The sequence below is a fragment of the Micromonospora sp. NPDC007230 genome, assembly GCF_042869115.1.
Taxonomy (GTDB): Bacteria; Actinomycetota; Actinomycetes; order Mycobacteriales; family Micromonosporaceae; genus Micromonospora.
In genome coordinates, this window is the sequence record NZ_JBIAFE010000022.1 from 43,995 (window position 1) to 70,984 (window position 26,990).

25 protein-coding genes and 2 tRNA genes are annotated in these 26,990 nt (G+C 74.1%); 14 read left to right on the forward strand and 13 right to left on the reverse strand.

Annotated features, from left to right (window positions below):
• Window positions 1–315 precede the first annotated feature (315 nt).
• The 3 genes from ACFYML_RS26715 to ACFYML_RS26725 all read right to left on the reverse strand — a co-directional run bounded on the left by ACFYML_RS26715 (window position 316) and on the right by ACFYML_RS26725 (window position 3,154).
• Window positions 316–1,662: an AarF/ABC1/UbiB kinase family protein gene (locus ACFYML_RS26715; RefSeq protein WP_073834752.1), complete on the reverse strand. Its 1,347-nt coding sequence runs from the start codon at window positions 1,660–1,662 to the stop codon at window positions 316–318.
• 10 nt (window positions 1,663–1,672) lie between these two features.
• Window positions 1,673–2,785: a TOMM precursor leader peptide-binding protein gene (locus tag ACFYML_RS26720; RefSeq protein WP_387423256.1), complete on the reverse strand. Its 1,113-nt coding sequence runs from the start codon at window positions 2,783–2,785 to the stop codon at window positions 1,673–1,675.
• A gap of 201 nt (window positions 2,786–2,986) precedes the next feature.
• The gene (locus ACFYML_RS26725) at window positions 2,987–3,154 is read right to left on the reverse strand and encodes a DUF5679 domain-containing protein (RefSeq protein ID WP_165945332.1); all 168 of its coding nucleotides are present in this window, start codon (window positions 3,152–3,154) and stop codon (window positions 2,987–2,989) included.
• 524 nt (window positions 3,155–3,678) lie between these two features.
• Here ACFYML_RS26725 and ACFYML_RS26730 point away from each other — a divergent pair.
• Window positions 3,679–4,209 (forward strand): M48 family metallopeptidase, encoded by a 531-nt coding sequence (locus tag ACFYML_RS26730; protein WP_387423257.1) that lies wholly within the window; start codon window positions 3,679–3,681, stop codon window positions 4,207–4,209.
• 184 nt (window positions 4,210–4,393) lie between these two features.
• Window positions 4,394–5,041: a hypothetical protein gene (locus ACFYML_RS26735; RefSeq protein ID WP_387423258.1), complete on the forward strand. Its 648-nt coding sequence runs from the start codon at window positions 4,394–4,396 to the stop codon at window positions 5,039–5,041.
• Between the two features lie 62 nt (window positions 5,042–5,103).
• Here the strand turns inward: ACFYML_RS26735 and ACFYML_RS26740 are convergent, their stop codons facing one another.
• The gene (locus ACFYML_RS26740) at window positions 5,104–6,309 is read right to left on the reverse strand and encodes a zinc-dependent metalloprotease (protein WP_387423327.1); all 1,206 of its coding nucleotides are present in this window, start codon (window positions 6,307–6,309) and stop codon (window positions 5,104–5,106) included.
• Between the two features lie 184 nt (window positions 6,310–6,493).
• Between ACFYML_RS26740 and ACFYML_RS26745 the strand changes: the two genes are divergently transcribed.
• From ACFYML_RS26745 to ACFYML_RS26775, 7 genes are all read left to right on the forward strand, one after another.
• The gene (locus ACFYML_RS26745) at window positions 6,494–7,507 is read left to right on the forward strand and encodes a PDZ domain-containing protein (RefSeq protein ID WP_387423259.1); all 1,014 of its coding nucleotides are present in this window, start codon (window positions 6,494–6,496) and stop codon (window positions 7,505–7,507) included.
• A 124-nt stretch (window positions 7,508–7,631) separates the two neighbouring features.
• Entirely contained in the window at window positions 7,632–10,616 is a 2,985-nt protein-coding gene (locus ACFYML_RS26750; protein WP_387423260.1) for a UPF0182 family protein, read from the forward strand.
• 149 nt (window positions 10,617–10,765) lie between these two features.
• Window positions 10,766–11,275, forward strand: a complete 510-nt coding sequence (locus ACFYML_RS26755) for an RNA polymerase sigma factor (protein ID WP_387423261.1) — start codon at window positions 10,766–10,768, stop codon at window positions 11,273–11,275.
• Window positions 11,265–12,179, forward strand: a complete 915-nt coding sequence (locus tag ACFYML_RS26760) for a hypothetical protein (protein ID WP_387423262.1) — start codon at window positions 11,265–11,267, stop codon at window positions 12,177–12,179. Before ACFYML_RS26755 ends, ACFYML_RS26760 begins: the two co-directional genes overlap by 11 nt.
• Before the next feature lie 48 nt (window positions 12,180–12,227).
• A tRNA-Met gene (locus ACFYML_RS26765) sits at window positions 12,228–12,304 on the forward strand.
• Between the two features lie 146 nt (window positions 12,305–12,450).
• A tRNA-Met gene (locus tag ACFYML_RS26770) sits at window positions 12,451–12,524 on the forward strand.
• A 95-nt stretch (window positions 12,525–12,619) separates the two neighbouring features.
• Window positions 12,620–12,868 carry a hypothetical protein gene (locus tag ACFYML_RS26775; RefSeq protein WP_387423264.1) on the forward strand — a complete coding sequence of 83 codons (249 nt, stop codon included), beginning with the start codon at window positions 12,620–12,622 and terminating at the stop codon, window positions 12,866–12,868.
• Window positions 12,869–12,963: 95 nt separating this feature from the next.
• On the opposite strand, the gene ACFYML_RS26780 is transcribed toward ACFYML_RS26775, so the two are convergent.
• Window positions 12,964–14,283 carry an ABC transporter substrate-binding protein gene (locus ACFYML_RS26780; RefSeq protein ID WP_387423265.1) on the reverse strand — a complete coding sequence of 440 codons (1,320 nt, stop codon included), beginning with the start codon at window positions 14,281–14,283 and terminating at the stop codon, window positions 12,964–12,966.
• 150 nt (window positions 14,284–14,433) lie between these two features.
• Here ACFYML_RS26780 and ACFYML_RS26785 point away from each other — a divergent pair, with 150 nt between their 5' ends.
• Entirely contained in the window at window positions 14,434–15,267 is an 834-nt protein-coding gene (locus ACFYML_RS26785; protein ID WP_387423266.1) for a phosphoribosylaminoimidazolesuccinocarboxamide synthase, read from the forward strand.
• 92 nt (window positions 15,268–15,359) lie between these two features.
• Window positions 15,360–16,298 carry a ribose-phosphate diphosphokinase gene (locus ACFYML_RS26790; RefSeq protein WP_387423267.1) on the forward strand — a complete coding sequence of 313 codons (939 nt, stop codon included), beginning with the start codon at window positions 15,360–15,362 and terminating at the stop codon, window positions 16,296–16,298.
• 95 nt (window positions 16,299–16,393) lie between these two features.
• On the opposite strand, the gene ACFYML_RS26795 is transcribed toward ACFYML_RS26790, so the two are convergent.
• Window positions 16,394–16,828, reverse strand: coding sequence for an ATP-binding protein (locus tag ACFYML_RS26795; protein ID WP_387423268.1), 435 nt, complete (start codon window positions 16,826–16,828; stop codon window positions 16,394–16,396).
• Between the two features lie 115 nt (window positions 16,829–16,943).
• On the opposite strand from ACFYML_RS26795, the gene macS reads away from it, so the two are divergent.
• Both macS and ACFYML_RS26805 read left to right on the forward strand, forming a co-directional pair.
• Window positions 16,944–18,068 (forward strand): MacS family sensor histidine kinase, encoded by a 1,125-nt coding sequence (gene macS / locus ACFYML_RS26800; protein WP_387423269.1) that lies wholly within the window; start codon window positions 16,944–16,946, stop codon window positions 18,066–18,068.
• Window positions 18,065–18,709, forward strand: a complete 645-nt coding sequence (locus tag ACFYML_RS26805; RefSeq protein ID WP_387423270.1) for a response regulator — start codon at window positions 18,065–18,067, stop codon at window positions 18,707–18,709. Before macS ends, ACFYML_RS26805 begins: the two co-directional genes overlap by 4 nt.
• 13 nt (window positions 18,710–18,722) lie before the next feature.
• Here ACFYML_RS26805 and ACFYML_RS26810 read toward each other — a convergent pair whose 3' ends face one another.
• The 3 genes from ACFYML_RS26810 to ACFYML_RS26820 form a co-directional block, all read right to left on the reverse strand.
• Window positions 18,723–19,298, reverse strand: coding sequence for a DUF5709 domain-containing protein (locus ACFYML_RS26810; RefSeq protein ID WP_387423271.1), 576 nt, complete (start codon window positions 19,296–19,298; stop codon window positions 18,723–18,725).
• 109 nt (window positions 19,299–19,407) lie between these two features.
• The gene (locus ACFYML_RS26815; protein WP_387423272.1) at window positions 19,408–20,136 is read right to left on the reverse strand and encodes an ATP-binding protein; all 729 of its coding nucleotides are present in this window, start codon (window positions 20,134–20,136) and stop codon (window positions 19,408–19,410) included.
• Between the two features lie 59 nt (window positions 20,137–20,195).
• Window positions 20,196–21,194 (reverse strand): SDR family oxidoreductase, encoded by a 999-nt coding sequence (locus tag ACFYML_RS26820; RefSeq protein WP_387423273.1) that lies wholly within the window; start codon window positions 21,192–21,194, stop codon window positions 20,196–20,198.
• A gap of 180 nt (window positions 21,195–21,374) precedes the next feature.
• Between ACFYML_RS26820 and ACFYML_RS26825 the strand changes: the two genes are divergently transcribed.
• Complete coding sequence (locus ACFYML_RS26825) at window positions 21,375–22,571, forward strand: glycosyltransferase (protein WP_387423274.1); 1,197 nt, start codon at window positions 21,375–21,377, stop codon at window positions 22,569–22,571.
• Here the strand turns inward: ACFYML_RS26825 and ACFYML_RS26830 are convergent.
• The 4 genes from ACFYML_RS26830 to aroA all read right to left on the reverse strand — a co-directional run bounded on the left by ACFYML_RS26830 (window position 22,568) and on the right by aroA (window position 26,919).
• Complete coding sequence (locus ACFYML_RS26830) at window positions 22,568–23,434, reverse strand: hypothetical protein (protein ID WP_387423328.1); 867 nt, start codon at window positions 23,432–23,434, stop codon at window positions 22,568–22,570. The genes ACFYML_RS26825 and ACFYML_RS26830 overlap by 4 nt on opposite strands.
• A 60-nt stretch (window positions 23,435–23,494) precedes the next feature.
• Window positions 23,495–24,304 carry a histidinol-phosphatase gene (gene hisN / locus ACFYML_RS26835; protein ID WP_387423275.1) on the reverse strand — a complete coding sequence of 270 codons (810 nt, stop codon included), beginning with the start codon at window positions 24,302–24,304 and terminating at the stop codon, window positions 23,495–23,497.
• A 237-nt stretch (window positions 24,305–24,541) separates the two neighbouring features.
• The gene (gene rsgA / locus ACFYML_RS26840) at window positions 24,542–25,648 is read right to left on the reverse strand and encodes a ribosome small subunit-dependent GTPase A (protein WP_387423276.1); all 1,107 of its coding nucleotides are present in this window, start codon (window positions 25,646–25,648) and stop codon (window positions 24,542–24,544) included.
• A complete protein-coding gene (gene aroA, locus ACFYML_RS26845; RefSeq protein ID WP_387423277.1) occupies window positions 25,618–26,919 on the reverse strand; it encodes a 3-phosphoshikimate 1-carboxyvinyltransferase in 1,302 nt (433 codons plus the stop codon). Before aroA ends, rsgA begins: the two co-directional genes overlap by 31 nt.
• Window positions 26,920–26,990 lie beyond the last annotated feature (71 nt).

Here is a 26,990-nt window from a genome sequence, read left to right on the forward strand (position 1 = left end):
TCGAAACCGATGCTGCACCTGCCGAACGGAACCGAGATGCAACTACTTCACGAAGCGTTGTCCCGGGCTCGAATGCCCCGGCCTCAGGCCGGTCGCACCACCACGAGCACTGAGGCAGCCCGTTCCGCCCGTACCGTCGCAATGAAGAGCCGGCGCCAGTCGGCTCGTGACCTGGGCGTTCTCTAGATCCATACCCACCTGCACGGGGGCGGCGGCCGGATGGCCGCCGCCCCCGTGGCGTGCCTGCGGATGGCCGCCGCGCGCAGCTCACCGAGGTGGCACAGGCGGGGCCGTGCCTGCGGGCGGCCGCCGCGCTCAGCCCACCGGGGCGAAGCCGGGCAGCCAGCGCTCCAGGATCGCCCGGTAGGGCGCCTTCGCCTCCAACTGGCAGAGCACCCCGATCGAGCCCAGCGTGACCCGGTGGATCATCAGGTACGACGGGGGCAGGTTGAGCTGGCGACTGAGCTGGTAGGCCGGCGAGCGGGGGTTGGCCAGGCGGGCCGCCTCGGACCGCAGCCAGGCCCGGGTGAACCGGAACTCCTCGGCGGCGATCGGCTCCAGCATCGGGCGGAGGAAGTCGAGCACCTCCTCGGCGTCGATCGGCTCGGTCGGGCTGACGAAGCCCTCCTTCCGCAGCCCGGCCACCACCGCCTCGGCGTCGCCGCGCAGCGCCAGCGCGGCGATCCGGCCGATCGGCTCGGGGGTGCCGTCCGGCATCCGGGCCACCGCGCCGAAGTCGATCACGCCGAGCCGGCCGTCCGGGAGCAGCCGGAAGTTGCCCGGGTGCGGGTCGGCGTGCAGCAGCCCGGCCCGCATCGGCGCGGACAGGTGCAGCTCGGCCATCAGCCGCCCCGCCTCGTCGCGCTGCTCCTCGGTGCCCTCCCGGATGATCGCCGCCAGTGGCGTGCCCTCGACCCACTCGGTGATCAGCACTCGGGGTGAGGCGTCCAACACCTCGGGGATGTAGATGTCCGGATCGTCGGCGTACGCCGCGGCGAACGCGCGCTGCGACTCGGCCTCCAGCTCGTAGTCCAGCTCCTCGGTGATCCGCTCCCGCAGCTCGACCAGGAGCGGCTTGACGTCCAGCCCGGGCTGGATCGCGCGGAACATGCCGCCCAGCCGGGAGAGCTGCTTCAGGTCGGCGAGCAGGGCGTCGCCGGCGCCCGGGTACTGGATCTTCACGGCCACGTCCCGGTGGTTCGGGGCGCCGTTCGGGCCGTATCCCGGGTCCCGCCAGACCGCGCGGTGCACCTGGCCGATGCTGGCCGCGGCGGCCGGGGTGTCGTTGAACTCCACGAACCGCTCCCGCCAGCCCGGGCCGAGCTGCTCGGCGAGCACCTTGTGCACGGTGGCCGCGGGGAGCGGCGGGGCGGCCTCCTGGAGCTTGGTGAGCGCCTGCCGGTAGGGGCCGGCGATCTCCTCCGGCAGCGCCGCCTCGAAGACCGACAGGGCCTGGCCGAACTTCATCGCCCCGCCCTTGAGCTGCCCGAGCACGCTGAACAGCTGCTCGGCGGTGCGTTGCTGGATCTCGGCGGAGATGACCTCGGACGCGAGCCCGGTGACTCGCTTGCCCATGCCGAGGACGGTCCGGCCGGCGAAGCCGAGTGGCAGGGCGGCGAGCTTGGCGGTCCGGGACACGGCCCGGCGCGGGATGTCGGTCACCCGGTCATTGTTACCGACTCGACGGCCCTGCTGCTGCTACGAAGCCGGTACCGGTGGGGCTGACCCGGATCGGGCGACGCCCGGAACAGCCGCAGGACGGGTGCGGCGGCCACTGGCGGCGGCGGAACCGGCCGGCTCCGGCGATCTCGACGGCGCAGCCGAGGGTCTCCGGGGTGCCGCCGTCGAGGTGGGCCAGCGCCTCCGCGGCCGCGTACGCCACCGCCGCGAGCCGGGTGGTGGCGGCGCAGGCCCGTTCGGTGCCGTCGGTGGCGAGCTGGGCGGCGAGCGTGGGCCAGTCCGGGTCGCGGTCCACCCGGTGCAGGTCGAGGCAGTTCAGGCAGGGACCCGCTGGCGGGCGCACCAGCGGGCCGACCACCGGCACCCCGCCGCGTAGATCGACCAGGAGGTGGGGCTGGCGGCGCTGGGCGTACCCGGTGGCCAGCACGGACGCCGGCCGGTCCGTGCCGAGCTGGACCACCAGGTCGACGCGGCCCCGACGGAGCGGTCCGGTCTCCGTACCCGGGGCGGACCGGCCCAGCGCGGCGCGGACCGCCGCGGCCAGCGGTCGGCCCACCTCGGCGGCGGCCAGGCCCGTCCCGACCAGGTCGCCCGGACGGACCGGGCCGGGCAGCTCGGGTACGACGTGCCCGACGCCGGCCTGCGCCAGCGCGACCGAGATCGCGGCGCCGAGCCGGCCGGCGCCGGTGACCAGCACGCGCGCCGCCCGGCGGCGGCGCAGCACCTGGGCCGGGGTGCCGGGCAGTGCGGACGTGGCCAGCGCCAGGGCGTCGGCCTCGCCGGCGAGCCGGGCCCGGGCCGGCCCGGCGAGGTCCCGGGGGAGCAGGCTCTGCGCTGCTACGACGAGACCGGCGGCCCGGAGCGTGTCGAGCAGGACGCGCGCCTCGTCCGGCGCGACCCGCGCGGTGGCCGCGTACGCGAGGACGGCACGTTCGCTCCGGGTGCCGTCCAGCAGGTCGAGCAGGCGGGCGGCGCGGGGGTTCGCCACCTCCAGCAGGACGGCCCGGCCGGGCTCGACCCCGAGCTGGAGGGTGTGCCGGTCCCGCCAGAGGCGGGCCAGCCCCGGCAGGAGGGTCGGGCGGGCGAGGGGCGTCGGATCGGCCATGCCACGAATCGTGACCGTGTCCGCGCGTTCCGTCGATCGTTGTCCACAGGTGCGCCGGGCTGTGGCCAGGGCTGTCCACAGAAAAAGCCGGCTTTTCCACAACCGGGCGGTAACCGGTGTCGCGCAGCCGACAGTAGGGGCCGAACGGACGCGGGGAGGGTTGGCCGGCCGGCCAACCCTCCCCGCGTTGATCCGTACCGGTCAGACCTTGGCCTTGCCCAGGATGCGGTTCACTGTTGTGCCGCACACCGGGCACTTGCCCTTGGCCATGTTCATGCCGGTCTTGGAGACCTCGATACGCCCCTCGAAGTCCCGCTTCTCCTTGCACTTGACGCAGTAACCGTTGTAGGTCTGGGCCTGGTCGGCCACGGTAGCCCCTCCTCGTCTCGTCCGCCGGACACGCCGTCCCGGCGGTTCCCCGGCGGCGGGCCACGCGGGGCACCGGCGCTGGGTCGTTCTCTGCGGCCACGCTCATGACCGCTGGTTGGCGGACCCTACCCAGGTCTGGGCGGTTCCATGTCAGCTCAGCATCGACACTGTGAGCTAGTCGACGTCGAGAGTGTGCATGCCGAGTCACGTCCGATAAGTCAGTTCCGCAGGGACACGCCGGGCGAAGGCCCTCAGATCACCCTTGGGGCCGCCCCCGCGCGAGGCCCGTCCGTAGATCACTTAACGTGTGCGGGGGTGGGCAGGTGACGGGCGTGGCCCGGCTCGGGTCGCCACGAAGGGTGACCGAGGACGCCTGTCGGGCTGCCGTAAAGATTTTTTTTGGGACTCCTGCCGACCAACCACCATTTTCCGGGCGCGTGTCGTCGTGTTGACTCTTGCGGACCCCTGGTCAGTACGCATTAGCTTGCTGTCGTGACAGTCATCCGAGGCTGCGCGGACCGGTAATGGCCGGGACGCGGAAGCCCGTCGTCGAGGTACGGCGCAGTCAGCGCCGGCGACGTACGGTGTCCGCGTACCGGGACGGGGAACGGGTCGTGGTGCTCATCCCCGATCAGTTCTCCCGCGCCGAGGAGAGCGAGTGGGTCGACCGGATGCTGGCCCGGCTCGCCGCGCGCGAGGGCCGGCTCGCCCGCTCCGACGCCGAGCTGCTCGCCCGGGCCACCCGGCTGATCAACCTCTACCTGCCCGAGCACGGTGCCGCGGCGGTACCGGCCAGCGTCCGCTGGGTCACCAACCAGAACGGCCGCTGGGGCTCCTGCACCCCCGCCGACCGCACCATCCGGATCTCCCACCGGATCCAGGACATGCCCGACTGGGTGATCGACTACGTGCTCCTGCACGAGCTGGCGCACCTGATCGTGCCCAGTCACAACGCCCATTTCTGGGCCCTGGTGGGGCGGTACCCGAAGACCGAGCGGGCCCGGGGCTACCTGGAGGGCGTGGCCGCCACCGCCGGCGTCCCCCTCACCGACTGATACCCGAGGGCGCCTCGGCGAGCGCACCCGAGGCCGGCCTCCCGCCCGGCGACCTGGAGTGCGGTGGCTCCGAGCCGCGGTCGGCGCGACCGCGCGGGCCGAAGCGCGCTGGTCGCGTCGTGACCCGCTCGACCGGGCGCTGGCCGGGCCCGCCGCGGCTCGGGCGGAGGGCTAGGGTCGGAGCGTGGCTCGACGTGTCGTGGTGGCGTTGCTCGCGCCGGTGGGCTGGACGCCGCCGGGGATCGACCCGACCCGGTGGCGTACGGCGCTCGCCGAGGACGTGGTGGACCTGCTCGCCACCCTCAACGAGGTGGAGACCGCGGTGGCCGTGACGCCCGCGGACCGGTGGCTGGCCGACGCCGTGGTGTGGCCCGGCACCGCCGTCCACGAGGTGCCGGAACCCACCGTCAACGCGGTGTTCGCCGCGCTGGCCGGCACCGACCGGCCCACCGACGCCGATGCCGGGCGGGCCGGCGCCGGCTACGACCAGGCGGCTGTGGTGGCCGCCGACGCGCCCGACGTGCCCGGGCTCACCCTCGGCAAGCTGCTGCGGCCCCTCTCCAGCCGGCCGGTGGCCGTGGCCCCCGTGGAGGGGAACGGCCCCGGCCTGCTCGGCGTGGCCGCCCGGCTGCCCGTACCGGCATGGCTGCCGGCGGTCGACCTGGCGACGGCCGCGCCCGCCGAGGTGCGCGCCGCCGCCCCGCGCCCGGGGGACGTGGCCGTCACGGCCGGCTGGCGCCGGCTGCGCGGCCCGGCCGACCTGGCCACCCTCGACCCGGCCTTCGAGGGCTGGGAGGCCACCCGCGCCCTGCTCTCCGGTCAACCCGGCTGACCCCCGGACGAGCAAGATCCGCACAACTTCGGTGAAGATGTGCGGATCTTGGCGCTGTGCGGTCAGGAGGACTTGTCGTCGCCCTCGGCGGGGGGCTGCTCCTCGGGGGCGCCAGGGGCGGTGAAGTCGAAGCTGGCCAGCTCCTCGTCCAGGTCGCTGCTGGTCGCGGCGAACGCCTCCGGATTGGCGAAGTCGTCGTCGGAGGGGAGCAGGTCGGGGTGACCCCAGACCGCGTCCCGGCCGGCGATGCCCCGCTGCTCGGTGAGCGCCGCCCAGAGCACGGTGGCCTCGCGCAGCCGGCGGGGGCGCAGCTCCAGGCCGACCAGGGCGGCGAAGGTCTGCTCGGCCGGCCCGCCCGCGGCCCGGCGCCGGCGGAACGCCTCGCCGAGACGGACGACGTTGGGCAGCCGCTCGCCGGCGGCGGTGTCGACCACGTGGCACACCCAGCCCTCGACCAGGGCGAGCACGGTCTCCAGCCGGGCCAGGGACGCCTTCTGCGCCGGGGTGTCCTCCGGGGTGAAGATGCCCTCCAGGGCGATCGCCTGCATCGACTCCGGGTCGGTCGGGTCGACCCGACCCATCGCCTCCTCGATGGCCTCCCGGTTGACCCGGATGCCCGCGGCGTAGTTCTCGACCGCGGTGAGCACGTGCCCGCGCAGCCACGGCACGTGCTGGAAGAGCCGCTGGTGGGCGGCCTCGCGCAGGGCGACGTAGAGGCGTACCTCGTCCTCGGGCAGCTCCAGGCCCTCGCCGTACGCCCGGATGTTGGCCGGGATGAGCGCGGCGGTGCCGGCCGGGCCGAGCGGCAGGCCGATGTCGCCGGCGGAGAGCACCTCGGCGGCGAGCGAGCCGAGCGCCTGGCCGAGCTGGCCGCCGAAGAGCGCGCCACCCAGCGTGGCGACCATCGACTGCATCGGGCCCAGCTGGGCCCGCGCCTCCGGCGGCACCAGGTCACCCATCGCGCCGACCATCCGGCTGGCCACCGGGTCGCAGAGCTTGCGCCACACGTCCAGGGTCTTGTAGATCCACTCGTTGCGGTTCCAGGCGACCGACGCCCGGATGCCGGAGGGCCACGAGGTGGCCGGCTCCAGCCAGAGGTCGGCGATGCGCAGCGCCTCCTCCACCGCGTTGCGTTCGAACGGCGAGACCGCCGGGTCGCCGGCGGCGGCGAGCTGGCTCGCGGCCACCTGCCGGGCGAGGTCCCAGTTGACCGGCCCGCTGCCCGGCGCCGAGAGCAGGTGCTGCAACTGCGCCATGAACTGCTGCATCTGCGCGGGATCGTTGGGGTCTGGTGGTTGCCCACCCGGGAGCGCGAATCCGAACGGAATATCAGGCACGAGGTCTACGGTACGCGTGCCTTGCCGCAGGTCGCGCCCGCTGGCGTTGCGCTGAGGGCGAAGTCCGCCGGTCGCTGCGCCGGACGCCCGCGCCCGGATCGGTACGCTCTGCCGCATGAGACGTCGCGGCGTGACCGTACTCCTCGGTGCACTGCTCACCGCCCTGCTCAGCGTCGGGGTGCTGAGCGTGCCCATCCCGTACGTGGTGCTCGGTCCGGGCCCGACGGTCAACACCCTCGGCGCCGAGGACGGCAAGGAGATCATCCAGGTCACCGGCCGGCCGACGTCCACCTCCGCCGGGCAGTTGCGGCTCACCACGGTCGGGGTGCAGCCCACCGTCCGGCTCCGTTCGGCGTTGGCCGGCTGGTTCTCCAGGGACGAGGCGGTGGTGCCGCGCGAGCTGGTCTACCCGCCGGGCGAGTCGCAGCAGGAGATCGAGAAGCGCAACGTGGAGGACTTCCAGAACTCGCAGACCAGCGCGGAGACGGCGGCCCTGCGCAAGCTGGGTTACCCGATCGAGGTGCTGGTGAAGGCGGTCACCGCGGGCGGGCCCTCGGTCGGCGTGCTCCGGCCCGGCGACGTGCTCACCTCGGTCGACGGCCAGCAGGTGACCAGCGCGGCCAAGCTCACCGAGCTGATCCGGGCCAAGCCGGCCGGCAGCGCGCTGAAGATCGGGTACGTCCGCGACGGGGTGACCGCCACCGCCGCGGTGACCAGCCGGGAGCAGGACGGCCGGCCGCGGATCGGCATCGAGATCGACCAGCAGCAGCCGCACCCGTTCACCCTCAAGATCGACCTCGCGGACATCGGCGGCCCGAGCGCCGGGCTGATGTTCGCCCTGGGCATCGTGGACAAGCTGGAGCCGGCCGACCTGACCGGCGGGAAGATCATCGCCGGCACCGGCACCATCGACGACGAGGGCCGGGTCGGTCCGATCGGCGGCATCGCGCAGAAGCTGGTCGGCGCCAAGGAGGCCGGTGCGAAGGTCTTCCTGGTGCCCGCCGACAACTGCGCGGAGGCGGTCCGCAACCCGCAGCCGGACCTGCCGCTGCTCCGGGTGGCGTCGCTCGACGACGCGCTGAAGGCGCTGGAGACGCTCCGCGCCGGAGGGCAGCCGACCCGCTGCTGACCCGGCTCCGGTGACCCGCGCGAGGATCGTGGCGTGACCTTGACCCGACGTATTCAGGAACACCCCGTACTCTGGGTGCCTGGTCGGAGCCGATCACATCGAGCGTGCGGAGCCAACAGTGGTCATGCGTAGCAGTCCCCTGCCGAGGATGAGCCGGCGCGGACGCGCCACCATCGGGGTCCTGATCGGGGTGTTCGTGCTCTTCACCCTGCTGGGGTGGGGAGTCAACGCCTGGACGGACTGGCTCTGGTTCGAGGAGGTCCGCTACACCCAGATCTTCACCGGGGTGCTCGGCACCCGGCTGCTGCTCTTCCTGGTGATCGGGCTCGGCATGGCGCTGATCGTCGCCGGCAACCTCTGGCTGGGTTACCGGCTGCGACCCCAGCTGCGCCCGCACTCCGCCGAGCAGGCCACCCTGGAGCGGTACCGGATGCTGCTGAGCCCCCGGCTCGGCACCTGGATCGCCCTGGTCTCCGCCGTCATCGGGCTCTTCGCCGGGCTGTCCGCGCAGAGCCGGTGGAGCCAGTGGCTGCTGTTCCGCAACGGCGGGAGCTTCGGCGTCAAGGACCCGGAGTTCGGCGTCGACGTCGGCTTCTACGTCTTCCAGCTGCCGTTCTGGCGCTACCTGCTCGGCGTCGGCTTCACCGTGGTGGTGCTCGCCCTGCTCGGCGCCCTGGCCATGCACTACGTCTTCGGCGGGGTGCGGCTGCAGGGCATCGGCGACCGGATGACCAACGGCGCGCGCGCCCACCTGAGCACGCTGGTCGCGGTCTTCGTCCTGCTCAAGGCGGTCGCGTACGTGCTGGACCGGCGGGCGATGCTGCTGGAGTACAACGAGGGCGCCAAGCTCTACGGCGCCGGCTACGCCGACGTGAACGCGCTGCTCCCGGCGAAGGAGATCCTGGCCTACATCTCGGTCGTCGTGGCCATCGCGATCATCGTGTTCTCCAACGCGGTGATGCGGAACCTGGTCTGGCCCGGCATCTCGCTCGCCCTGCTCGGCGTCTCGGCGGTGGCGATCGGCGGCATCTACCCGTGGGCGGTGCAGACCTTCGAGGTGAAGCCGAGCGCCCGGGACAAGGAGGCGCCCTACATCGAGCGCAGCATCGAGGCGACCCGGGCCGCGTACGGGCTGGCCGGGGCGAAGTCCGCCGGGTACGCGGCGAGCAACCTCACCCCGCCACCCAGCCTGGCCACCGACACCTCGGTGGTGGGGAACGCCCGGCTGCTCGACCCGCAGCTGGTCTCCGAGACGTACACCCAGCTCCAGCAGGTGCGCGGCTTCTACGACTTCGGCCCGAAGCTGGACATCGACCGATACGCGGTGGACGGCAAGACCTCGGACTACGTGGTCGGCGTCCGAGAGATCAACTACGACGAGCTGACCCCGCAGCAGAGCAACTGGATCAACCGGCACACCGTCTACACCCACGGCTACGGCCTGGTGGCCGCCCCGGCCAACCAGGTGGTCTGCGGCGGCCAGCCGTACTTCGTCTCCGGCTTCCTCGGTGACTCCGGCAAGGAGGCGCAGGGCTGCGCGTCCGCGACCGAGCAGATCCCGGCCAAGCAGCCGCGGATCTACTACGGCGAGCGGATGAAGGCCGACGACTACGCCATCGTCGGGCAGACCGGGGAGCGTAACGTCGAGTTCGACCGCCCGACCTCGAGCGGGGGCGAGCAGTACTACACCTACACCGGCGAGGGCGGCGTCAAGATCGGCTCGTTCACCCGCCGGCTGCTCTACGCGATCAAGGAGCAGGAGTCGAACTTCCTCCTCTCCGAGGCGGTGAACCAGGACTCCAAGCTGCTCTACGTCCGCAACCCGCGGGACCGGGTGGAGAAGGTCGCGCCGTTCCTCACCCTGGACGGCGACCCGTACCCGGCGGTGGTGAACGGCCGGGTCCTGTGGATCGTGGACGGCTACACCACGGCCGCGACCTACCCGTACGCGGAGCGGGTCAACCTGCAGGCCGAGACGGCGGACGAGCTGACCGGCCGGGGCACGTTCCAGCTCGCCCGGGAGAACGTCAACTACATCCGCAACTCGGTCAAGGCGACCGTCGACGCGTACGACGGCACGGTCAAGCTCTACGCGTTCGACGAGACCGACCCGGTGCTCAAGGCGTGGAACAAGGCGTTCGGCGGCGAGCTGGTGCTGCCGAAGGGCGACATCCCGGCGGAGCTGGCCGAGCACTTCCGCTACCCGGCGGACCTGTTCAAGGTGCAGCGGAACCTGCTCACCAAGTTCCACGTCACCGACCCGGGCGACTTCTATTCCGGGCAGGACTTCTGGCAGGTGCCGAACGTGCCGGACGCGCCGGACAGTGGGCAGAAGCAGCCGCCGTACTACCTGTTCACCCAGTTCCCCGGGCAGGAGGCGCCGCGGTTCCAGCTCACCTCCGCGGTCACCCCGAACGGCCGGCAGAACCTGGCCGCGCTGATCTCCGGGTCGTACGTCGACGGCCAGCCGAGGCTGGAGGTGCTGGAGCTGCCGGACCAGACCCGGATCTCCGGGCCGGTCCAGGTGCACCAGCAGATGAGCAACAACGGCGACATCCGGCAGCAGCTCAACCTGCTCTCCTCCAACCAGGCGCAGGTGCAGTACGGCAACCTGCTCTCGCTGCCCTTCGCCGACGGCATGCTCTACGTCGAGCCGGTCTATGTGAAGAGCAGCAACCAGGACGCGTACCCGCTGCTGCAGAAGGTGCTGCTCTCGTACGGCGACGGCGGCTCGTACGTGGTGCTGGCGAACAACCTCACCGACGGCATCAAGCAGCTCGTCGAGCAGGGCAAACGGGCCCCCGGGGCCACCCCGCCCAGCACCGGCGGCAACCCGCCGACGGGTGGCGGCACCAGCCCGCCGGTGCTCACCGGCGCGCTGGCCGAGGCCGCCGGCAAGGTGCAGAGCGCCATCGCCGAGGTCAAGGCCGCCCAGACGTCCGGCGACTTCGAGCGGTACGGGCGGGCCCTGAAGGCGCTGGACGAGGCGATGACGGCGTTCCAGGAGGCGCAGGTGGCGGCCAACCCGTCGCCCGCCCCGTCGGCCAGCGGCAGCCCGTCCGCGTCGCCGCCGGCCGCACCCTCGTCCTCACCGTCAGCGAACGGCTGACGCCGACCCGACCAGCGAGCCCGTGGTCTGGAGATCCCTAGTGGTCTCCGGCCACGGGCTTTGTCGCATACCGGACGGAACGCTCGCAACCCGGCACCCGCTTCGCCCGTCATCAGTGCAGGTGGACCGAGGGGAGGCGGGATCTCCAGATGAGGGACACGAACGGTTTCGACGACTTCTACCGGAGCACGTCGGCGCGGGCGCTGCGGTACGGCTACGCCGTGGCGCACGATCCTGGCGAGGCCCAGGACCTCGTGCAGGAGGCGTACGCCCGGGCCTGGCGGCAGTGGCCGACGCTGGCCGCCCACCCGGCCCCCGAGGCCTGGCTGCGGTTGGTGATCAGCCGGCTGGCCACCGACCGGTGGCGCCGCCTGCGCGGCTGGCGGCTGGCGGCCAGCCGGACCGGCCCGCCGGACGACGTCGGACCCCCGGGGGAGGACAGCGTGCTGCTGGTCGGCGCGCTCCGGCAGCTGCCCGTCCGGCACCGGCAGGCGCTCGCGCTGCACTACCTGTTCGACATGTCGGTGGCGGAGATCGCCGGGGAGGCGGGGGTTCCCGTCGGCACGGTGAAGTCCTGGCTGTCCCGCGGCCGGGCCCGCCTCGCCGAGCTGCTGCCCGGCCTCACCACCGCGGAGCTGGAGGTCGACGATGTCGCGTGAACTGACCCGCCTCTACCGGGCGCTGGCCGCCGACTCCGACCCGCGGGCGCTGCCGGACCCGGACCAGGTGCGTCGCCGGGCCGATCGCCGGGCGGGCTACCGGGCCACCCTGGGCGCGTCGGCCGTCGCCGTGCTGGTCGCCGGCGCGGCCGTCGGCGCGCAGCTCGTGCTCGCCGCCGGGCCGGACACCCCGCCCGGGCCACCCGCCGCCACCCCCACCCCCGGGCCGTCGACGCCGCCCAGCTCCGGCCCGCCGTCGCCGAGCCGGAGCGCGCCCACCCCGTCCGGTACGCCCGCAGCCCCGACGACCAGTGCCCGACCTCCGGCCGCCACCCCGACCAGCATCCCGGACCGGGCCTTCTTCACCCTGCCGGCCGCCAACGACGCCGGCACGGGCAGTCAGTTCGTCCCCGGCCCGGTGCTGCCGGACCTCTGCGGCGCAACGCCCGGCGGGGCGCAGATCGCGACCCGCCGGGCGCGGACGGTGGCGTTCAAGCTCGCGGGGGCGCCGGCCGAGGCGGTGCCGGACGGCAGCTACCGGCAGAGCGTCACGGTCTACCGGGCCGGCCGGGCCGACGACGCGCTGCGCGAGCTGCGGCAGGCGGTCCGGGACTGCCCTGAGCAGCCGCTCCCGGACGCGCCGGGCGGGACCGTCACCCAGCGGCTGCTCGCCGGCACCGGGTACGGCGACGAGTCGGTGCTGTTCGAGACCCGTACGCCGTACCGGGACGTCAACGGCGACCCGACCGGCGGCGACGAGGTGCACCTGGTCCGGGCGGTACGGATCGGCGACGTGGTCACCGTGCTCTGGGAGCAGGGCTGGGAGGGCACGTCGACGGATCGGCCGCAGTTCGAGGCGGACAGCCGCCGGGCGACCGAGGCGGTCCGGAGGTGGCTGGGCTGACCCCGTTTTGCGCCTCCTGGGGTCGGTGCGCTACGGTTTACAGACCGACGCGGGGTGGAGCAGCTCGGTAGCTCGCTGGGCTCATAACCCAGAGGTCGCAGGTTCAAATCCTGTCCCCGCTACCACGCCGGAACGGCCCCGAGGATCCGATCCTCGGGGCCGTTCTCTTTCTGCCGCCCACAGGCGAACGTCTGCCGCCAACAGGCGAAACGCCGCGATCGGGGACCGGGCTGATCTCCACGGCGGGGATGCGATAGGCTGTACGAGCCGACGCGGGGTGGAGCAGCTCGGTAGCTCGCTGGGCTCATAACCCAGAGGTCGCAGGTTCAAATCCTGTCCCCGCTACTCGTCACGAAAGGCCCCGGAGTCCGCTCCGGGGCCTTTCGTCGTTCCCGGCCCCGCCGTCCTGCCCGGTTGCGCTGCTGAGCGAGGATGGGGGCATGTCTGCTTGGAACAGGTGGTGGGGCCGGCTGAGCGCGGTCCTCGGTGGGGTCGCGCTCGCGGTGTTCGTACCGGTCGCGGCCTGGGCGTCGACGGGTACCGGCGAGCTCGTGGTGGAGGCCGCCCGGCGGCGGTCCCGGGGCGGCTTCGGCGTTCTCGGGCTGCTCTGCTGCCTCGTGGTGGTCGGCGGGATCGTGCTGCTGGTGCTGTTGCTGACGCGCGGCCGGCGGAACCGCCCGCCGCGCTGACCGCCGGCCGCGCTGACCGCCGTCCGCACGTCCCGGCCCGCGTGCTCGGCCCGCCGTGCCTGGGGGCGCGCGTCACGCGGCCCGGGCCGGGGCGGTCACTCGGCCAGCGCCGCGTTCGCCTGCGCCATGAACCGGGAGGTCGCGGCCCGGGCCCCGGACCGCTTGCCGCGGATGCTCTCCGCCGCGGCGACGAGCAGGGCCCGCACCCGCGCGTGACCCCGGGGTGGCGGCGCCGGCGCCGGTCCGGTGACGCTGTCCAGGTCGACGCCGAGGATCGCCAACTGCTTCGCGGCCGGGTCGGCCAGTCCGTCCACGACCGACTGCCGGACCGGGACGCTGGGGTTCAGCCCGCGTTCGGTGCCGAGGATGCGGCCCGCCTCCGTGTCGGTGGTCAGGAAGTTGATCACGTCGGCCACCACCGCCGGGTGTCGGGTGCCCCGGAACGCGGCCCAGTACATCGACGCCCGGGGCCATTGCGCGGCCGGGCTGCCGGGGAAGCTGGTGAGGCCCAGCTCGTCGCGGGTGCGGCTCTGGAGCTCCGGGAACTCGTGCGCCCAGGCGAAGGAGGCGGCCGCCTGCCCGGTCACCACGAGCTGCCGGTCGAGGTCGCCGGTGTCCGCCAGCTCCGTCAACGGGGTGCCCGCGGTGGCGCGGGAGTTGCGGGCCACCTCCCAGAACTCGAACCAGCGGAGCAGCTCGCCGGAGTCGAAGCCGAGCTGCCGTCCCCGGTAGAGCTCGCCGCCCTGGCCACGCAGCCAGAGCCAGAGGGCCCGGTAGTCACCGGAGGGATCGGTGGTGCCCGCCACCCGGTTGCCCGAGGCGCGGGTGAGCCGGGCGGCCCACTGCACGTACTCCGGCCACGGCATGCCGAGACGCGGCTCGGGCAACCCCAGGCGACGCAGCAGGTCGCGGTTGTAGACCAGCGCGGCGTAGGTCTGCGCGGCGGGGACGGCCACGGTGTGGCCGTCCACCTGCCCGTACCGGGCCAGGTTCTCCGGCAGGCCGCGCAGGTCGAGCCGCCGCTCCGCGACGTACCCGCTGAGGTCGAGGACGATCTCCCGCCGGGCGTACTCGGTGAGCACGGTGTCGTCGATCTGGAACAGGTCGGGCACGTTTCCCCCGGTGGCCTGGGTGGCCAGCCGGTCGTAGTAGCCGGTGAGGCCCTGCCAGGTGACCCGGAACTGCACCTTCGGATGCCGGGCCGAGTAGAGCCGTAGCGCCCGCTCGGTGGCCTCGGTCCGCGCGGTCCCACCCCACCAGAAGACCGACAGCTCGACCGGCCCGTCGTCGACCGGGTGCTGCTCCTCCGGCCCGCAGCCGACCAGCCCGCCGGCGAGCAGCGGCACCCCCGCCAGCGCGCCGAGGAGCCGCCGCCGGTCGACGCCGGGGCGGGGTACGGACTGCGGAGCGCGCACGGGCTCTCCCTGGGGGACGGGCGGCTGCTGCGGACGGATCATTTACACAGGCCCCACGCGGGGGTGTCAACGCCGGGGCCGTACGCCGTGCCGGCGGGGTGGCCGGTGGCCGCGCCGGGCGGGAATCCGGCGCGTGGTGTACTAGGCGCCGTGGAACTTCTGCACTCGGGCAAGGTCCGGGATGTCTATGCCGACGGCGACGACCTGATCCTGGTCGCCTCCGATCGCATCTCGATCTACGACGTGCCGCTGCCGACCCCGATCCCGGACAAGGGCCGCCTGCTCACGGCCCTGTCGCTGTGGTGGTTCGAGCAGCTCGCCGATCTGGTGCCGAACCACGTGATCTCCGCCACCGACGTGCCCGAGGAGTTCGCCGGCCGGGCGATCCGCTGCCGCCGGCTGGACATGGTGCCGGTCGAGTGCGTGGCCCGCGGCTACCTCACCGGCGGTGGCTTCGCCGAGTATCAGCGCACCGGTGCGGTCTCCGGGGTGGAGCTGCCCCGGGGGCTGGTGGAGGCGTCCATCCTGCCCGAGCCGATCTTCACCCCGTCGACCAAGGCCCCGAAGGGCGAGCACGACGAGCCGATCACGTACGCGCAGGTGGTCGACAAGGTCGGCGCGGAGACCGCCGAGCGGCTGCGGCAGATCACCATCGACGTCTACCGGCGTGGTGCGGAGATCGCCGCCGAGCAGGGCGTGCTGATCGCGGACACCAAGATCGAGCTGGGCTGGACGCCGGACGGCACCCTGCTCCTCGCCGACGAGGTGCTCACCTCCGACTCGTCCCGGTTCTGGCCGGCCGAGTCCTACCAGCCGGGCCGTGCCCAGTTCTCCTACGACAAGCAGTACGTCCGGGACTGGGCCACCGAGAGCGGCTGGGACCGGCAGCCGCCGGCGCCGGAGGTGCCGGCCGAGGTGGTCGACGCGACCCGGGCCCGCTACGTCGAGGTGTACGAGCGGCTGACCGGCAACACCTGGAGCTGACCCGGAAGGCTGGAGCACACTGGTCTGCCGGCCGCACCGCAGGCCCATCAGATCGCCGACCCTGAGTCGGGCAGCCCGTACGATCGGCAGTCGTGCGTGACATTGCCGTGTTCAGTGGGACCGCCCACCCCGAGCTCGCCGCCGAGATCTGCGCCCACCTGGGCGTCCCGCTGCATCCGGTGCGGGTGTCCCGGTTCGCCAACGACTGCCTCGAGGTGCAGTTGCCGGCGAACTGCCGGGAACGGGACGTCTTCCTGATCCAGCCGCTGGTGCCGCCGGTGCAGGAGCACCTGGTCGAGTTGCTGCTCATGACCGATGCGGCCCGGGGCGCGTCGGCCGGCCGGATCACCGTGGTGCTGCCGCACTACGCGTACGCCCGGTCGGACAAGAAGGACGCCCCGCGCATCTCCATCGGCGGCCGGCTGGTCGCCGACCTGCTCACCTCGGCCGGCGCGGACCGGGTGCTGGCGATGACCCTGCACTCGCCGCAGGTGCACGGCTTCTTCAGCGTCCCGGTGGATCATCTGCACGCGCTGCGCGAACTGGCCGTCCACTTCCGGGGCCGCGACCTGAGCAACGCCGTGGTGGTCTCGCCGGACCTGGGCAACGCCAAGGAGGCGGCGGCGTTCGCCCGGATGCTCGGCACCCCGGTCGCGGCCGGCGCGAAGCAGCGGTTCAGCGACGACCGGGTCAAGATCAGTACGGTGATCGGAGACGTGGCGGACCGGGACGTCATCGTGCTGGACGACGAGATCGCCAAGGGCAGCACGGTCATCGAGTTGATGGCCCATCTGCGCGAGCGGAACGTCCGCTCGATCCGGCTGGCCTGCACCCACGGTCTCTTCTCCAGCGGGGCGCTCGACCGGCTGAGCGAGCAGGACGGCGTGCTGGAGATCGTCTGCACCAACACCGTGCCGATCCCGGCGGAGAAGCGCGTGCCGAAGCTGGTGGTGCTCTCGGTGGCGCCGGCCTTGGCCGAGGCGATGCGGCGGATCCACAACGGCGAGTCGGTGAGCGCCCTGTTCGCCTGACCGGTCGAGTGATCCACTCACGAAGAACGCCCGCGCGGCTACTGTGCGTAACGAGGGCGAAAGTGGCCGGCGCGACTGCCCGCATCGAGGCGGGCTCAGCCGACGGCGGCGGTGATCCGGACGACGGTGCCGGCCTCGCCGGTCTCGACCGCCATGGTGTCGCTCAGCTCCCGGGCCAGCCACAGACCCCAGCCGCCGGCGGTGTCCGGGGCGGGCCGGTTCCGATCGCTGAGCCGCTGGGAGCTGATCCCATGGCCGTGGTCGGCCACCTCGCAGACCAGCTCCCCGTCCTGGCACCACAGCCGCAGCCGGCCCTGGCCGCCGCCGTGCCGGACGGCGTTGGTGATCAGCTCGTTGACCGCGAGCACGAAGTCGTCCAGCCGCTCGCCGCTCAGTCCCGAGGCGTGCGCGCAGGAGGTGACCGAGTGCCGTAGCTGGGTCACCCGGGCCTGGTCGAAGACCTCGGCGATGAGGACGGTGGGTTCGATGGGCACAACCGTACGCGGTGCGGGGGTTTCTGCGTTTGTCATGGCCCCGTCCCGGCGGTCGATCTCGGCGATTTTCGCGGCATTTCCACCGTACGTCAGGGTTTCCGGGGGCGCACCCGTCACCCTGCCCGCACCGGACTGTGGCATGGTGTCGCGCATGCCGTCGTCCCCGGGTGGCCTGGAGGTCCCGCTCTGGCGGTCCATCGCGGTGTTCCGGTTCGCCTCGCTGGCGTACGTCGGGGTGCTGGTGCTCCGCGATGCCCACCGGTACGCCCACCCGATCGCCGCGGGTGGCGTACTCCTCGGGATGCTGGCCTGGACCGGGGTGACCGCGGCCGGCTACGCGCGCCCGGCCGGGCGGCGCTGGCCGCTGCTCCTGGCCGACCTCGGGGTGGTGCTGGCGTTCATGCTGGCCACCCCGTGGGTGGTGGGCCGGGCGGCGCTCGCCGCCGGCGTGCCCACCCTGACCGTCGCCTGGCTGGCCGGGCCGGTCCTGGCCTGGGCGGTCTCCGGCGGCCGGCGGCGTGGCGCGATAGCCGCGCTGGCGCTCGGCGGGGTCGACCTGGCCACCCGGACCCGGATCAGCCAGTCCTCGCTGACCGGGGTGATCCTGTTGCTGCTCGCCGGGGTGGTGGTCGGGCACGTGGCCCGCCTGGCCGTCACCGCCGAGGAGCGGCTGCAGCGGGCGGTGGAGCTGGAGGCCGCCACCCGGGAGCGGGAGCGGCTGGCCCGGGACATCCACGACTCGGTGCTCCAGGTGCTGGCGCTGGTGCAGCGGCGCGGCGCGCACCTGGACGGCGAGGCGGGCGAACTGGCCCGACTCGCCGGTGAGCAGGAGGCCGCCCTGCGCGCCCTGATCGGCCGCGCCGGGACCCCGCCGGCCGACGAGGGGGACACCCGCGACCTGCGCGACCTGCTCAACGGGTACGCCTCGGCGACGGTCGAGGTCGCCGCGCCGGCCACCCCGGTGCCGCTGCCCGCCCGGATGGCCGTCGAACTGGCCGCCGCGGTCGGGGCGGCACTGGACAATGTGGCCCGGCACGCCGGCGGGCGCGCCTGGTTGCTGATCGAGGACGAGGGGGAGACGGTGACCGTCTCGGTACGTGACGGGGGGCCGGGTATCCCGGAGGGGCGGCTCGCCGAGGCCGCGGCGCAGGGCCGGCTCGGGGTGGCGCAGTCCATCCGCGGCCGGGTGGTCGACCTGGGCGGCGAGGTACGTATCGTGTCCGCCCCCGGGACCGGCACGGAGATCGAGTTGAGCGTGCCGAGGAGCGGCCGATGAGCACCGGCGTACGGGTCATGGTGGTGGACGACCACCCGATGTGGCGGGAGGGGGTGGCCCGCGATCTCACCGAGGCCGGGCACCTGGTGGTGGCGACCAGCGGGGAGGGGCGGCAGGCGGTCCGGGTGGCCGCGGCGGTCCGCCCCGACGTGGTGGTGCTCGACCTGCAACTGCCGGACGTCTCCGGCGTCGAGGTGATCCGCGGGCTACGCGCCGTGCTGCCGGAGGTACGGGTGCTGATGCTGTCGGCCAGCGGCGAGCCGCAGAGCGTGCTGGACGCGATCAAGGCGGGCGCCACCGGTTACCTGGTCAAGTCGGCCGCGCCGGCCGAGTTCCTGGACGCGGTGCGCCGCACGGCGGCCGGCGAGCCGGTCTTCACGCCGGGCCTGGCCGGGCTGGTGCTGGGGGAGTACCGGCGGCTGGCCGCCGCCCCGCACGACCCGGCACCCCGGCTCACCGAGCGGGAGACCGAGGTGCTGCGGCTGGTGGCCAAGGGCCTGTCGTACAAGCAGATCGCCGAGCGGCTCGGGCTGTCCCACCGGACGGTGCAGAACCACGTGCAGAACACGCTGGGCAAGCTCCAACTGCACAACCGGGTCGAGCTGACCCGCTACGCCATCGAGCGGGGCCTGGACGCCTGAGCGGCCGGCCCGGTCACGGGGTCGCCTCGGGCGGGAGCGTCTCGTGCACGGCCAGCTCCTCGGCGGTCGCCCCGCCACCGGCCGCGCCCGCGTCGTACCCGATGTTGTCGGTCTCCTGGTCGGTGTGCGCGCCCTCGTCCGGTTCGACCAGCCGGCCCACCTGGTGGTCGGCGATCGCGCCGAGCTGGCCGTGGTCGTAGATCGAGACCGCCGAGTGCGGGTCGGAGGTCGGGCCCGGGTCGATCACGTCGGCGTCGAACTGGGCCTGCGCGGCCGCCTCGTCGCTGTCCGCCTCCGCGGCGATGTCCGGGTCGACCGGGCCGGCGAGCGGGTCGTCGGCGGGCCGCTCGTACACCTCCCGCTGGAGCTTGTAGTCCAGCGACTCGCCGTCGAGCTGCTCCTCGGCGGTGGTCCCGTACCGGTCCACGGCCACCGGGTCGCGGTCGCCTGGGAGCTGGGCGGGCTCGGGGCCATCCGCCTCCCGCCCGGTCAGCACGTCGTCTTTGGCCGTCGAGTCGTCGTCGGCGGTGTCGGGCAGACCCTCCGCCTCCGGGTCGGACACGGGGGTGGGGTACTCGTCGTCGCGCATGACCGGTCACTACCCGCCGAGCTGACCGCACTAACCGGGTCCGGCGGCGTGGATCGGGAGGAACGGGGAGAAAAGGGCCGACGGTCGGGTTGTCCGGCCCGATCGCCGGTCAACCGCGGAAGGCGGCCTCGTCCTCGGCGCGCAGGACGCACCAGACGACCTTGCCGTCCGGCAGCGGGGTGCTGCCCCAGCGCCGGGCGACCGTGTCGATGAGCAGCAACCCACGGCCACCGGTCGAGGTGAGCGGGGCCAGCCCGGCGTACGCGGGCAACCGGGCCGAATGGTCGCGGACCGCCAGGTGCAGGGCGCTGACTTGCGGGGCCACCCGGACGGTCATCGGCGTCCCGGCGTGGGCGACCACGTTGTTCACCAGCTCGGTGACCGCGATGCACCCGGGCTCGGCCAGCTCCGGCACACCCCACCGGGCACAGCCGTCGGTGAGCAGCGCCCGGACCTCGCGGGCCGCCCCCACCGCCGGGGGCAGGTCCGTGGCCAGCACGGCCGCGAGCGGCGCGCCGGCCAGCGCCGCCCGCGCCTCGTCCAGGGACGGATAGACCGGGGCGGCCTCACCGGCGCGGCCCGCCGGGTCGAGCACCAGCACGCCGGCGGCCGGCCAGTCGGCCACCGTGCGGTGCACGTCGTCGATGGCGGCGCGGGCCCCGGGGTGGGCGATCCGGACCTCGGACAGGTCGACGATCACCGGCCCCGGCCGCTGCCAGAGCAGGGCGAGCAGCGCCTCCCGGACGGCGTCGACGCCGGCCAGGTCGAGCACGCCGGTCAGCCTGACGACCGTGGAGGATTCGTCCGTCTCCACCAGGCAGCGCACGTCCATCGGCATGATCGTCCCATTGTGCCTGCCCGGCCCGGCCCACGCATCCGACCGGTGGGCGCGGTCCATCAGCGGTCCGTCCGTCCGCGCCGGGTCAGGGCGGCCAGGGTGCCCACCGCGGTGCCCGCGGCGGCCAGCCCGAAGGCCGCGGTGATCCGGACCAGCTGCCGGCGCCGGCCGTGCCAGCCGCCGGTCCGTTCGGCCTCCGCGTGCGGGTTGAACAGGTTGCCGGTGCTGTTCAGGCGGAGGCCGGGGCCGAACTGGGTGCGCGCGGTGTACCAGCCGAGCGCGCGCTCGGTCAGCGCCGGCGCGAGCCGCCACTGCAGCCCGACGAGCCTTGCGGCGCCCCCGGCGTACGCCTCGCGGCGCGGCCGGCGCAGCAGTCGCACGATCGTCTCGGCGACCATCTCCGGCGGGTAGACCGGCGGGGGCGGGGTCAGCTCATGCCGGCTGTGGTTGGCGGCGTGCCGGAAGATCGGGGTGTCGATGCTGGCGGGCAGCACGGTACAGATGGAGATGTTGGCCCGGCCGGTGACCCGCAGCTCCTGCCGGACCGTGTCGGCCAGCCCGCGGATGCCGTGCTTCGTCGCGTTGTACGCCGACTGGTAGGGCATCGCCACCTCGGCCAGCACCGACGCGTTGTTGACCAGGACCCCGCCGCCCGCCGCCTCGAGCCAGGGCAGCGCCGCCTTGGTCCCGTACACCGTGCCGAGCAGGTTCACCGCCACCACCCGGCGGAACTCCTCCACCGGGATCTCGTCGAAGAGCCCCGCCACGCCCACCGCCGCGTTGTTGATCCAGGCGTCGATCCGGCCGAACTCCGCCGCCGCCCGCGCGGCGAGCCGCTCCACGGCCACCGGATCGGTGACGTCGGTGGGCACGACCAGCGCCTGTCCGCCCAGTCCTCGGCAACGGTCGGCGACCCGGCGCAACGCCTCCTCGGTCCGGGCCGCCAGCACCACGTCGGCGCCCCGCCGGGCCAGCTCGTACGCGGTGGCCGCGCCGATGCCGCTGGACGCGCCGGTGATCACCACCGTGGCGTCGCCGAGGTCGCGGGTGAGCGGCATTCCTCGCCGGTACCCCCGGCCGGGGGCGATCATGCCGCCGGGATCGCCCGGATCGCGGCCCGGCCCACCTCGCGCCGGTCCGTCGGTCCGCTCCCGATCTGCCAGGTTTCGGCGCACCAGGGCCGGGTTAATGGGACCCTCTGACCGGAGGACCCACCGTAGAACGCATGGAGGTGCACCATGCGCGTCGGCCTTGTGTGTGCGCACGCCGGCCCGTCCGTCGACGGTCCCACCGTCGGCACCCACCAGCACATCGCGCGGGTGGCGGCCGAGCTCGCCGCACGGGGTCACGGCGTCCGGGTCTACGAGCGCCGCGACGAGTCCGGGCAGCCGGAGTGCGTCGAGGTGGACGGCTACCGGCTGGAGCGGGTGCCGGTCGGTCCGCCCAGCCCGCTGCCCACCGCCGAGCTGGTCCCGCACGTGTCCGACTTCGGTCGCTGGCTGGCGCAGCGGTGGCACGGTGACTGGACGCCCGAGGTGGTGCACGGGCACTACTGGGTCGGCGGCCTGGCCGCCGCGCACGCCGTACGGGAGACCGACATACCGGTCGTGCAGACCTTCCATTCGCTCGGCGTCGAGCAACTGCGCCATCTCGGCCGGCGGTACGACGGGCCGGGGGAGCGGATCCCGCTGGAACGGGCGCTGACCCGGGCGGTGGACATCGCGGTCGCGCAGTGCAACGACGAGGTCGACGAGTTGACTCGGATGGGGCTGCAGCGCACCTCCGTGGCGATGGTGCCGACCGGGGTGGACACCGAGCAGTTCCACCCGGACGGCGAGGCGGCGCCCCGGGACCAGCGCTCCCGCATCCTCTCCGTCGGTGGGCTCTCGCCGGCGCACGGCCACGAGGACCTGATCCGGGCGATGCGGCTGGTCGGCGACGCCGAGCTGGTGATCGCCGGCGGCCCGCCCGCCGAGCGGCTCACCGACCACGCGGAGGCGCGCCGGCTGCGCGAGCTGGCCGAGCAGACCGGGGTGGCCGAGCAGGTGAAGCTGGTGGGCGCGGTACCGCACGACCAGATGGCCACCTGGTACCGCTCCGCCGACGTGGTCGCCTGCACCCCGCACTACTCGTCCGCCGGGCGGGTGTCGCTGGAGGCGATGGCCTGCGGGGTGCCGGTGGTCGGTTACGCGATGGGCGGCATCGCCGACGCGGTGGTCGACGAGGTGACCGGGCGGCTCGTCCCGCCCGGCGACGTCCGGGTCCTCGGGGTCACCCTGCGCCGGCTGCTCGCCGACAACGCCGGGCGGTTCGCGTACGGGCACGCCGCCGTGGATCGGGTCCGGTGCAGCTACACGTGGGAGCGGACGGCCGGCGCGCTGGAGCGGCTCTACGAACGGGTGGTGGGCCGGCGCAAGCCGGTCGAGGCGGCCTAGCGGCCTGACTCGGCGGCGGCGCCGGCGCCGATCATCGGGCGCTCCCGGTCGCGGGCGACCGCGTGGTGGTGCTGCGGCTCGGCGTACCGGGTCAGGCCGACCACCGACACCAGCGTGGCCAGGAAGCCGATCCCGGCCAGCCACTCCCGTCCGGGCCAGATCCGGTCGTTGAGCAGCAGCAGGCCGATGATCGCCGCGGGCACCGCCCCGGCGGCGTCCATCGCGGCCACCGCGGCGGTGGTGGAGCCGCGCTGCATCGCCAGGCCGAGCAGCAACTGCCCGACCACCGAGTGGGCGACCAGCAGATACAGCAGCGGGTCGCGGACGAACGCTTCCACGGTGTCGGCCGAGGCGAGCGGCCGGGCGGCCACCGCCGCGGCGGAGAACGCCATCCCGGCCAGCGAGCCGAGCGCCACCGAGCCGGGCGCGCCGTGCAGCCGGGCGGCGAAGAAGCCGAGCACGCCGATCAGCCCGAGCGCCCCGGCCAGGCCGATCAGCCCGGCGGTGCCGAGCTGCCGCGACGGCGCCGGCTGGGCGGCCAGCACCAGCGCGGTGATCCCGCCGAAGAGCAGCCCGAGCAGCGCGATCTCGGCGGCCGGCAGGCGCCACTTGAGCACCAGCACGCCGAGCAGGGCGGTCACCCCGAGCCCGGCCGCCACGCTGGCCTGGACCAGGAACAGCGGCAGGTCGCGGCGGGCCAGGAAGGCGAACACGAAGCCGGTGACCTGGCACAGCAGGCCGACCAGGTAGGTGCGGTGGCTGGCCAGCCGGAGCAGCAGCCCGGGGTCGAAGGTGTGGTGCACGGTGGTCCGCGCCGCGGCCACCGACTGGAGCAGGTTGGCGAAGCCGTACGCGACGATCATGGCCGCGAGGAAGCACCAACCGGAGGACACCACCTGGCGAGGATAGAGGCTACCGGCGGGTCAGCGCGCGGCCGGCCGACCGAGCCGGGCCAGGATGTCGTCGTGCAGCGCGCCGTTCGTCGCGATCGCGCTGTTCTCGCCGCCCGCCGGCGCCGGCCGCCCGGACAGGTCCGTGAACGTCCCGCCCGCCTCGGTGACGATCGGGACCAGCGCCGCGATGTCCCAGAGCGACAGCTCCGGCTCCACCATCACGTCCAGCGCCCCCTCGGCCAGCAGCATGTAGCCGTAGAAGTCGCCGTACGCCCGGCTGCGCCAGACGTCCCGCATGAGCTGGAGCATGGCGTCCAGCCGGTCCGCCTCCTCCCAGCCGGTCAGCGACGAGTAGCAGAAGCTGGCATCGGCGAGCTCACCGACGGCGGAGACCCGGATCGGCGTGCCGGCGGCCAGGTCGGGGCCGGCGTACGCGCCCGCGCCGAGCGCGGCCCACCAGCGCCGGCCCAGCGCCGGGGCGGAGACCAGGCCGAGGACCGGGCGGTCCCCCTCCAGCAGGGCGATCAGGGTGCCCCAGACCGGCACGCCCCGGACGAAGTTCTTGGTGCCGTCGATCGGGTCGATCACCCAGCGCCGCCCGTCCGGGCCGGTGGCGGGCTGCTCGCCGTACTCCTCGCCGAGCAGGCCGTCGCCCGGCCGGTGCTCGCCCAGCAGGGCCCGGATGCTCCGCTCCACGGCGGTGTCCGCGTCGGAGACCGGGGTCAGGTCGGGCTTCGCCTCGACCCGCAGGTCGAGGGCGCGGAACCGGGCCGTGGAGACGGCGTCGGCGGCGTCCGCGAGCAGGTGGGCGAGGGCGAGGTCGTCGGCGTACCCGGTCATGCCGGACACGCTATCGGTCGCCGGACCGGCGGCCATAATTCGGCCTCCGCGCCGCCAGGCGGCGCTCCGGACCGAATGAAGGCCGGGCGGCCATACAATTCGGCCTCCGCGCCGCCAGGCGGCGCTCCGGACCGAATGAAGGCCGGGCGGCCATACAATTCGGCCTCCGCGCTGCCAGGCGGCGCTTCGGACCGAACGAAGGGCGGGCGCACCCGGTCCGGCCCCCGGCGGACCGGCTCACTCCTCGCCGGGGCCCCGCCGGTTCGGCTCCCGGGGGTCGACCTCGCCGCTGCGGGAGGCCAGCAGGCGGCGGTACGAGGCCAGCCGGCGCGGGTCGGCCTTGCCGGCAGCCACCCAGGCGTCCAGCGCGCAGTCCACCTCGTCGGCGGTGTGCGGGCAGTTCGCCGGGCAGTCGACAGTCGCCTCCACCAGGTCGGGGAAGCCGTGCAGCAGGCTCTCCGCGGAGACGTGCGCCAGCCCGAAGCTGCGCACCCCGGGGGTGTCGATGATCCAGCCCTCGGCGGCATCCGGCAGCCGCAGCGCCACCGCACTGGTCGAGGTGTGCCGGCCCCGGCCGATCGCGCTGACCGTGCCGACCGCCCGGTCGGCCTCCGGCACCAGGCGGTTGACCAGCGTCGACTTGCCCACCCCGGAGTGCCCGACCAGCACCGAGACCCGCCCGGCGAGCAGCGCGCGCAGCGCGTCCAGCGGGGAGTCCGGCCGGATCAGCACGTACGGCAGTTCCAGCTCGGTGTAGTAGTCGAGGACCGCCTCGGGGCCGGCCAGGTCGGCCTTGGTGAGGCAGAGCAGCGGCTCGATGCCGGCGTCGTACGCGGCCACCAGGCAGCGGTCGATGAACCCGGTACGCGGTGGCGGGTCGGCCAGCGCGCTGACGATCACGAGTTGGTCGGCGTTGGCCACCACGACCCGCTCCAGCCGCCCCTCGGCGGTGGTCGCGTCGTCCTCGGCGGTACGCCGCAGCACGGAGGTGCGCTCGGCGATCCGGACGATCCGGGCCAGCGCGCCGGGCGCGCCCGAGGTGTCGCCGACCAGCCCGACCCGGTCACCCACCACCACCGACTTGCGGCCCAGCTCGCGGGCGCGCATCGCGGTGACGGTCGGGGCGTCCGGCCCGGCGTCGGGGAGCACGCAGGTGTACCGCCCCCGGTCGACGGCGATCACGAACCCGTCGACCGCGTTCTCGTGGCGGGGCCGGGTCCGGGTGCGCGGGCGCGAGGACTTCCCGGGCCGGACCCGGACGTCGTCCTCGTCGTACTCCCGTCGCCTGGTCGCCAGGACATCCCCCCGTCGGGTCAGCTCTTGCCGGTCACCATCCCTGACCATAGTGCCGGGAACTCGGGCATGGTCTTCGAGGTGCACGTCACGTCGTCCACCTCGATGCCGGGGACGGCCAGCCCGGCGACCGCCGCGGCGTGCGCCATCCGGTGGTCGGCGTACGTCCGGAAGGTCCCGCCACGCAGCGGGCGGGGCCGGATCTCCAGCCCGTCGACGGACTCGGTGATGTCCGCACCCAGCGCGGCGAACTCCTTGGCCAGGGCGGCGATCCGGTCGGTCTCGTGCCCCCGGATGTGCCCGATCCCGGTCAGCCGGGACGGCGAGTCGGCGAGCATCGCCAGCGCGGTCAGCGCCGGGGTCAGCTCGCTGACGTCGGAGAGGTCGGCGGCCAGGCCGTGCACGCTGCCGGTGCCCCGGACGGTCAGCCCGGCGGTGGTCAACGTCACCTCGCCGCCCATCCGGGTCAGCAGCGTGCGGAGCTGCTCGACCGGCTGCATGCTGCTGCGCGGCCAGCCCTGGAGGGTCACCTCGCCACCGGTGACCAGCGCGGCGGCGAAGAACGGCACGGCACCGGAGAGGTCCGGCTCGATCTCCCAGCCGCGCCCGGTCAGCGGGCCGGGCTCGACCACCCACACGTCGGGGACGGCGTCGTCGACCGCGGCCCCGGCGGCCCGGAGCATCTGCACGGTCATCCGCAGGTGCGGTGCGGACGGGACCGGCGGCCCCTCGTGCCGGACCACCACGCCCCGGTCGAAGCGGGGCGCGGCCAGCAGCAGCCCGGAGACGAGCTGGCTGGAGGCGGAGGCGTCGATGACCACCTCGCCACCGGCGACCCGGCCGGCGCCGAGGACCGCCAGCGGCAGGCTGCCCGCCGCCGGCGTGTCGATGCGTACGCCGAGCGCGCGCAGCGCCCCGATCAGCGGGCCGAGCGGGCGGACCCGGGCCTGCGGGTCGCCGTCGAAGGTGACCCGGCCCTCGGCGAGCCCGGCCACCGGGGGCAGGAAGCGCATCACCGTGCCGGCCAGGCCGACGTCGACGTGGGCCGGGCCGACCAGCTGGTGCGGCCGGACCAGCCAGCGCTCGTCGTCGGAGGTCGACACGTGCGCGCCCAGCTCGCGCAGCCCGCCGGCCATCAGCTCGGTGTCCCGGGCACGTAGCGGCCGGTCGAGCGTCGACGGGCCGCTGGCCAGCGCGCTGAGCACCAGCGCCCGAGCGGTCATGGACTTGGAGCCCGGCAGGCGCAGCGTGGCGCCGACCGGGTCGGTGGCGGTCGGTGCGGTCCACGGCTGCGGCGGCCGGCTCGCGGTCAGGTTCCCCACGCTCACATTCTGCCAAGTCCCGGGACCGGTGGAGCTGCCCGTTCTGCCTGCTCCCGGTTGGCGGGACAGCC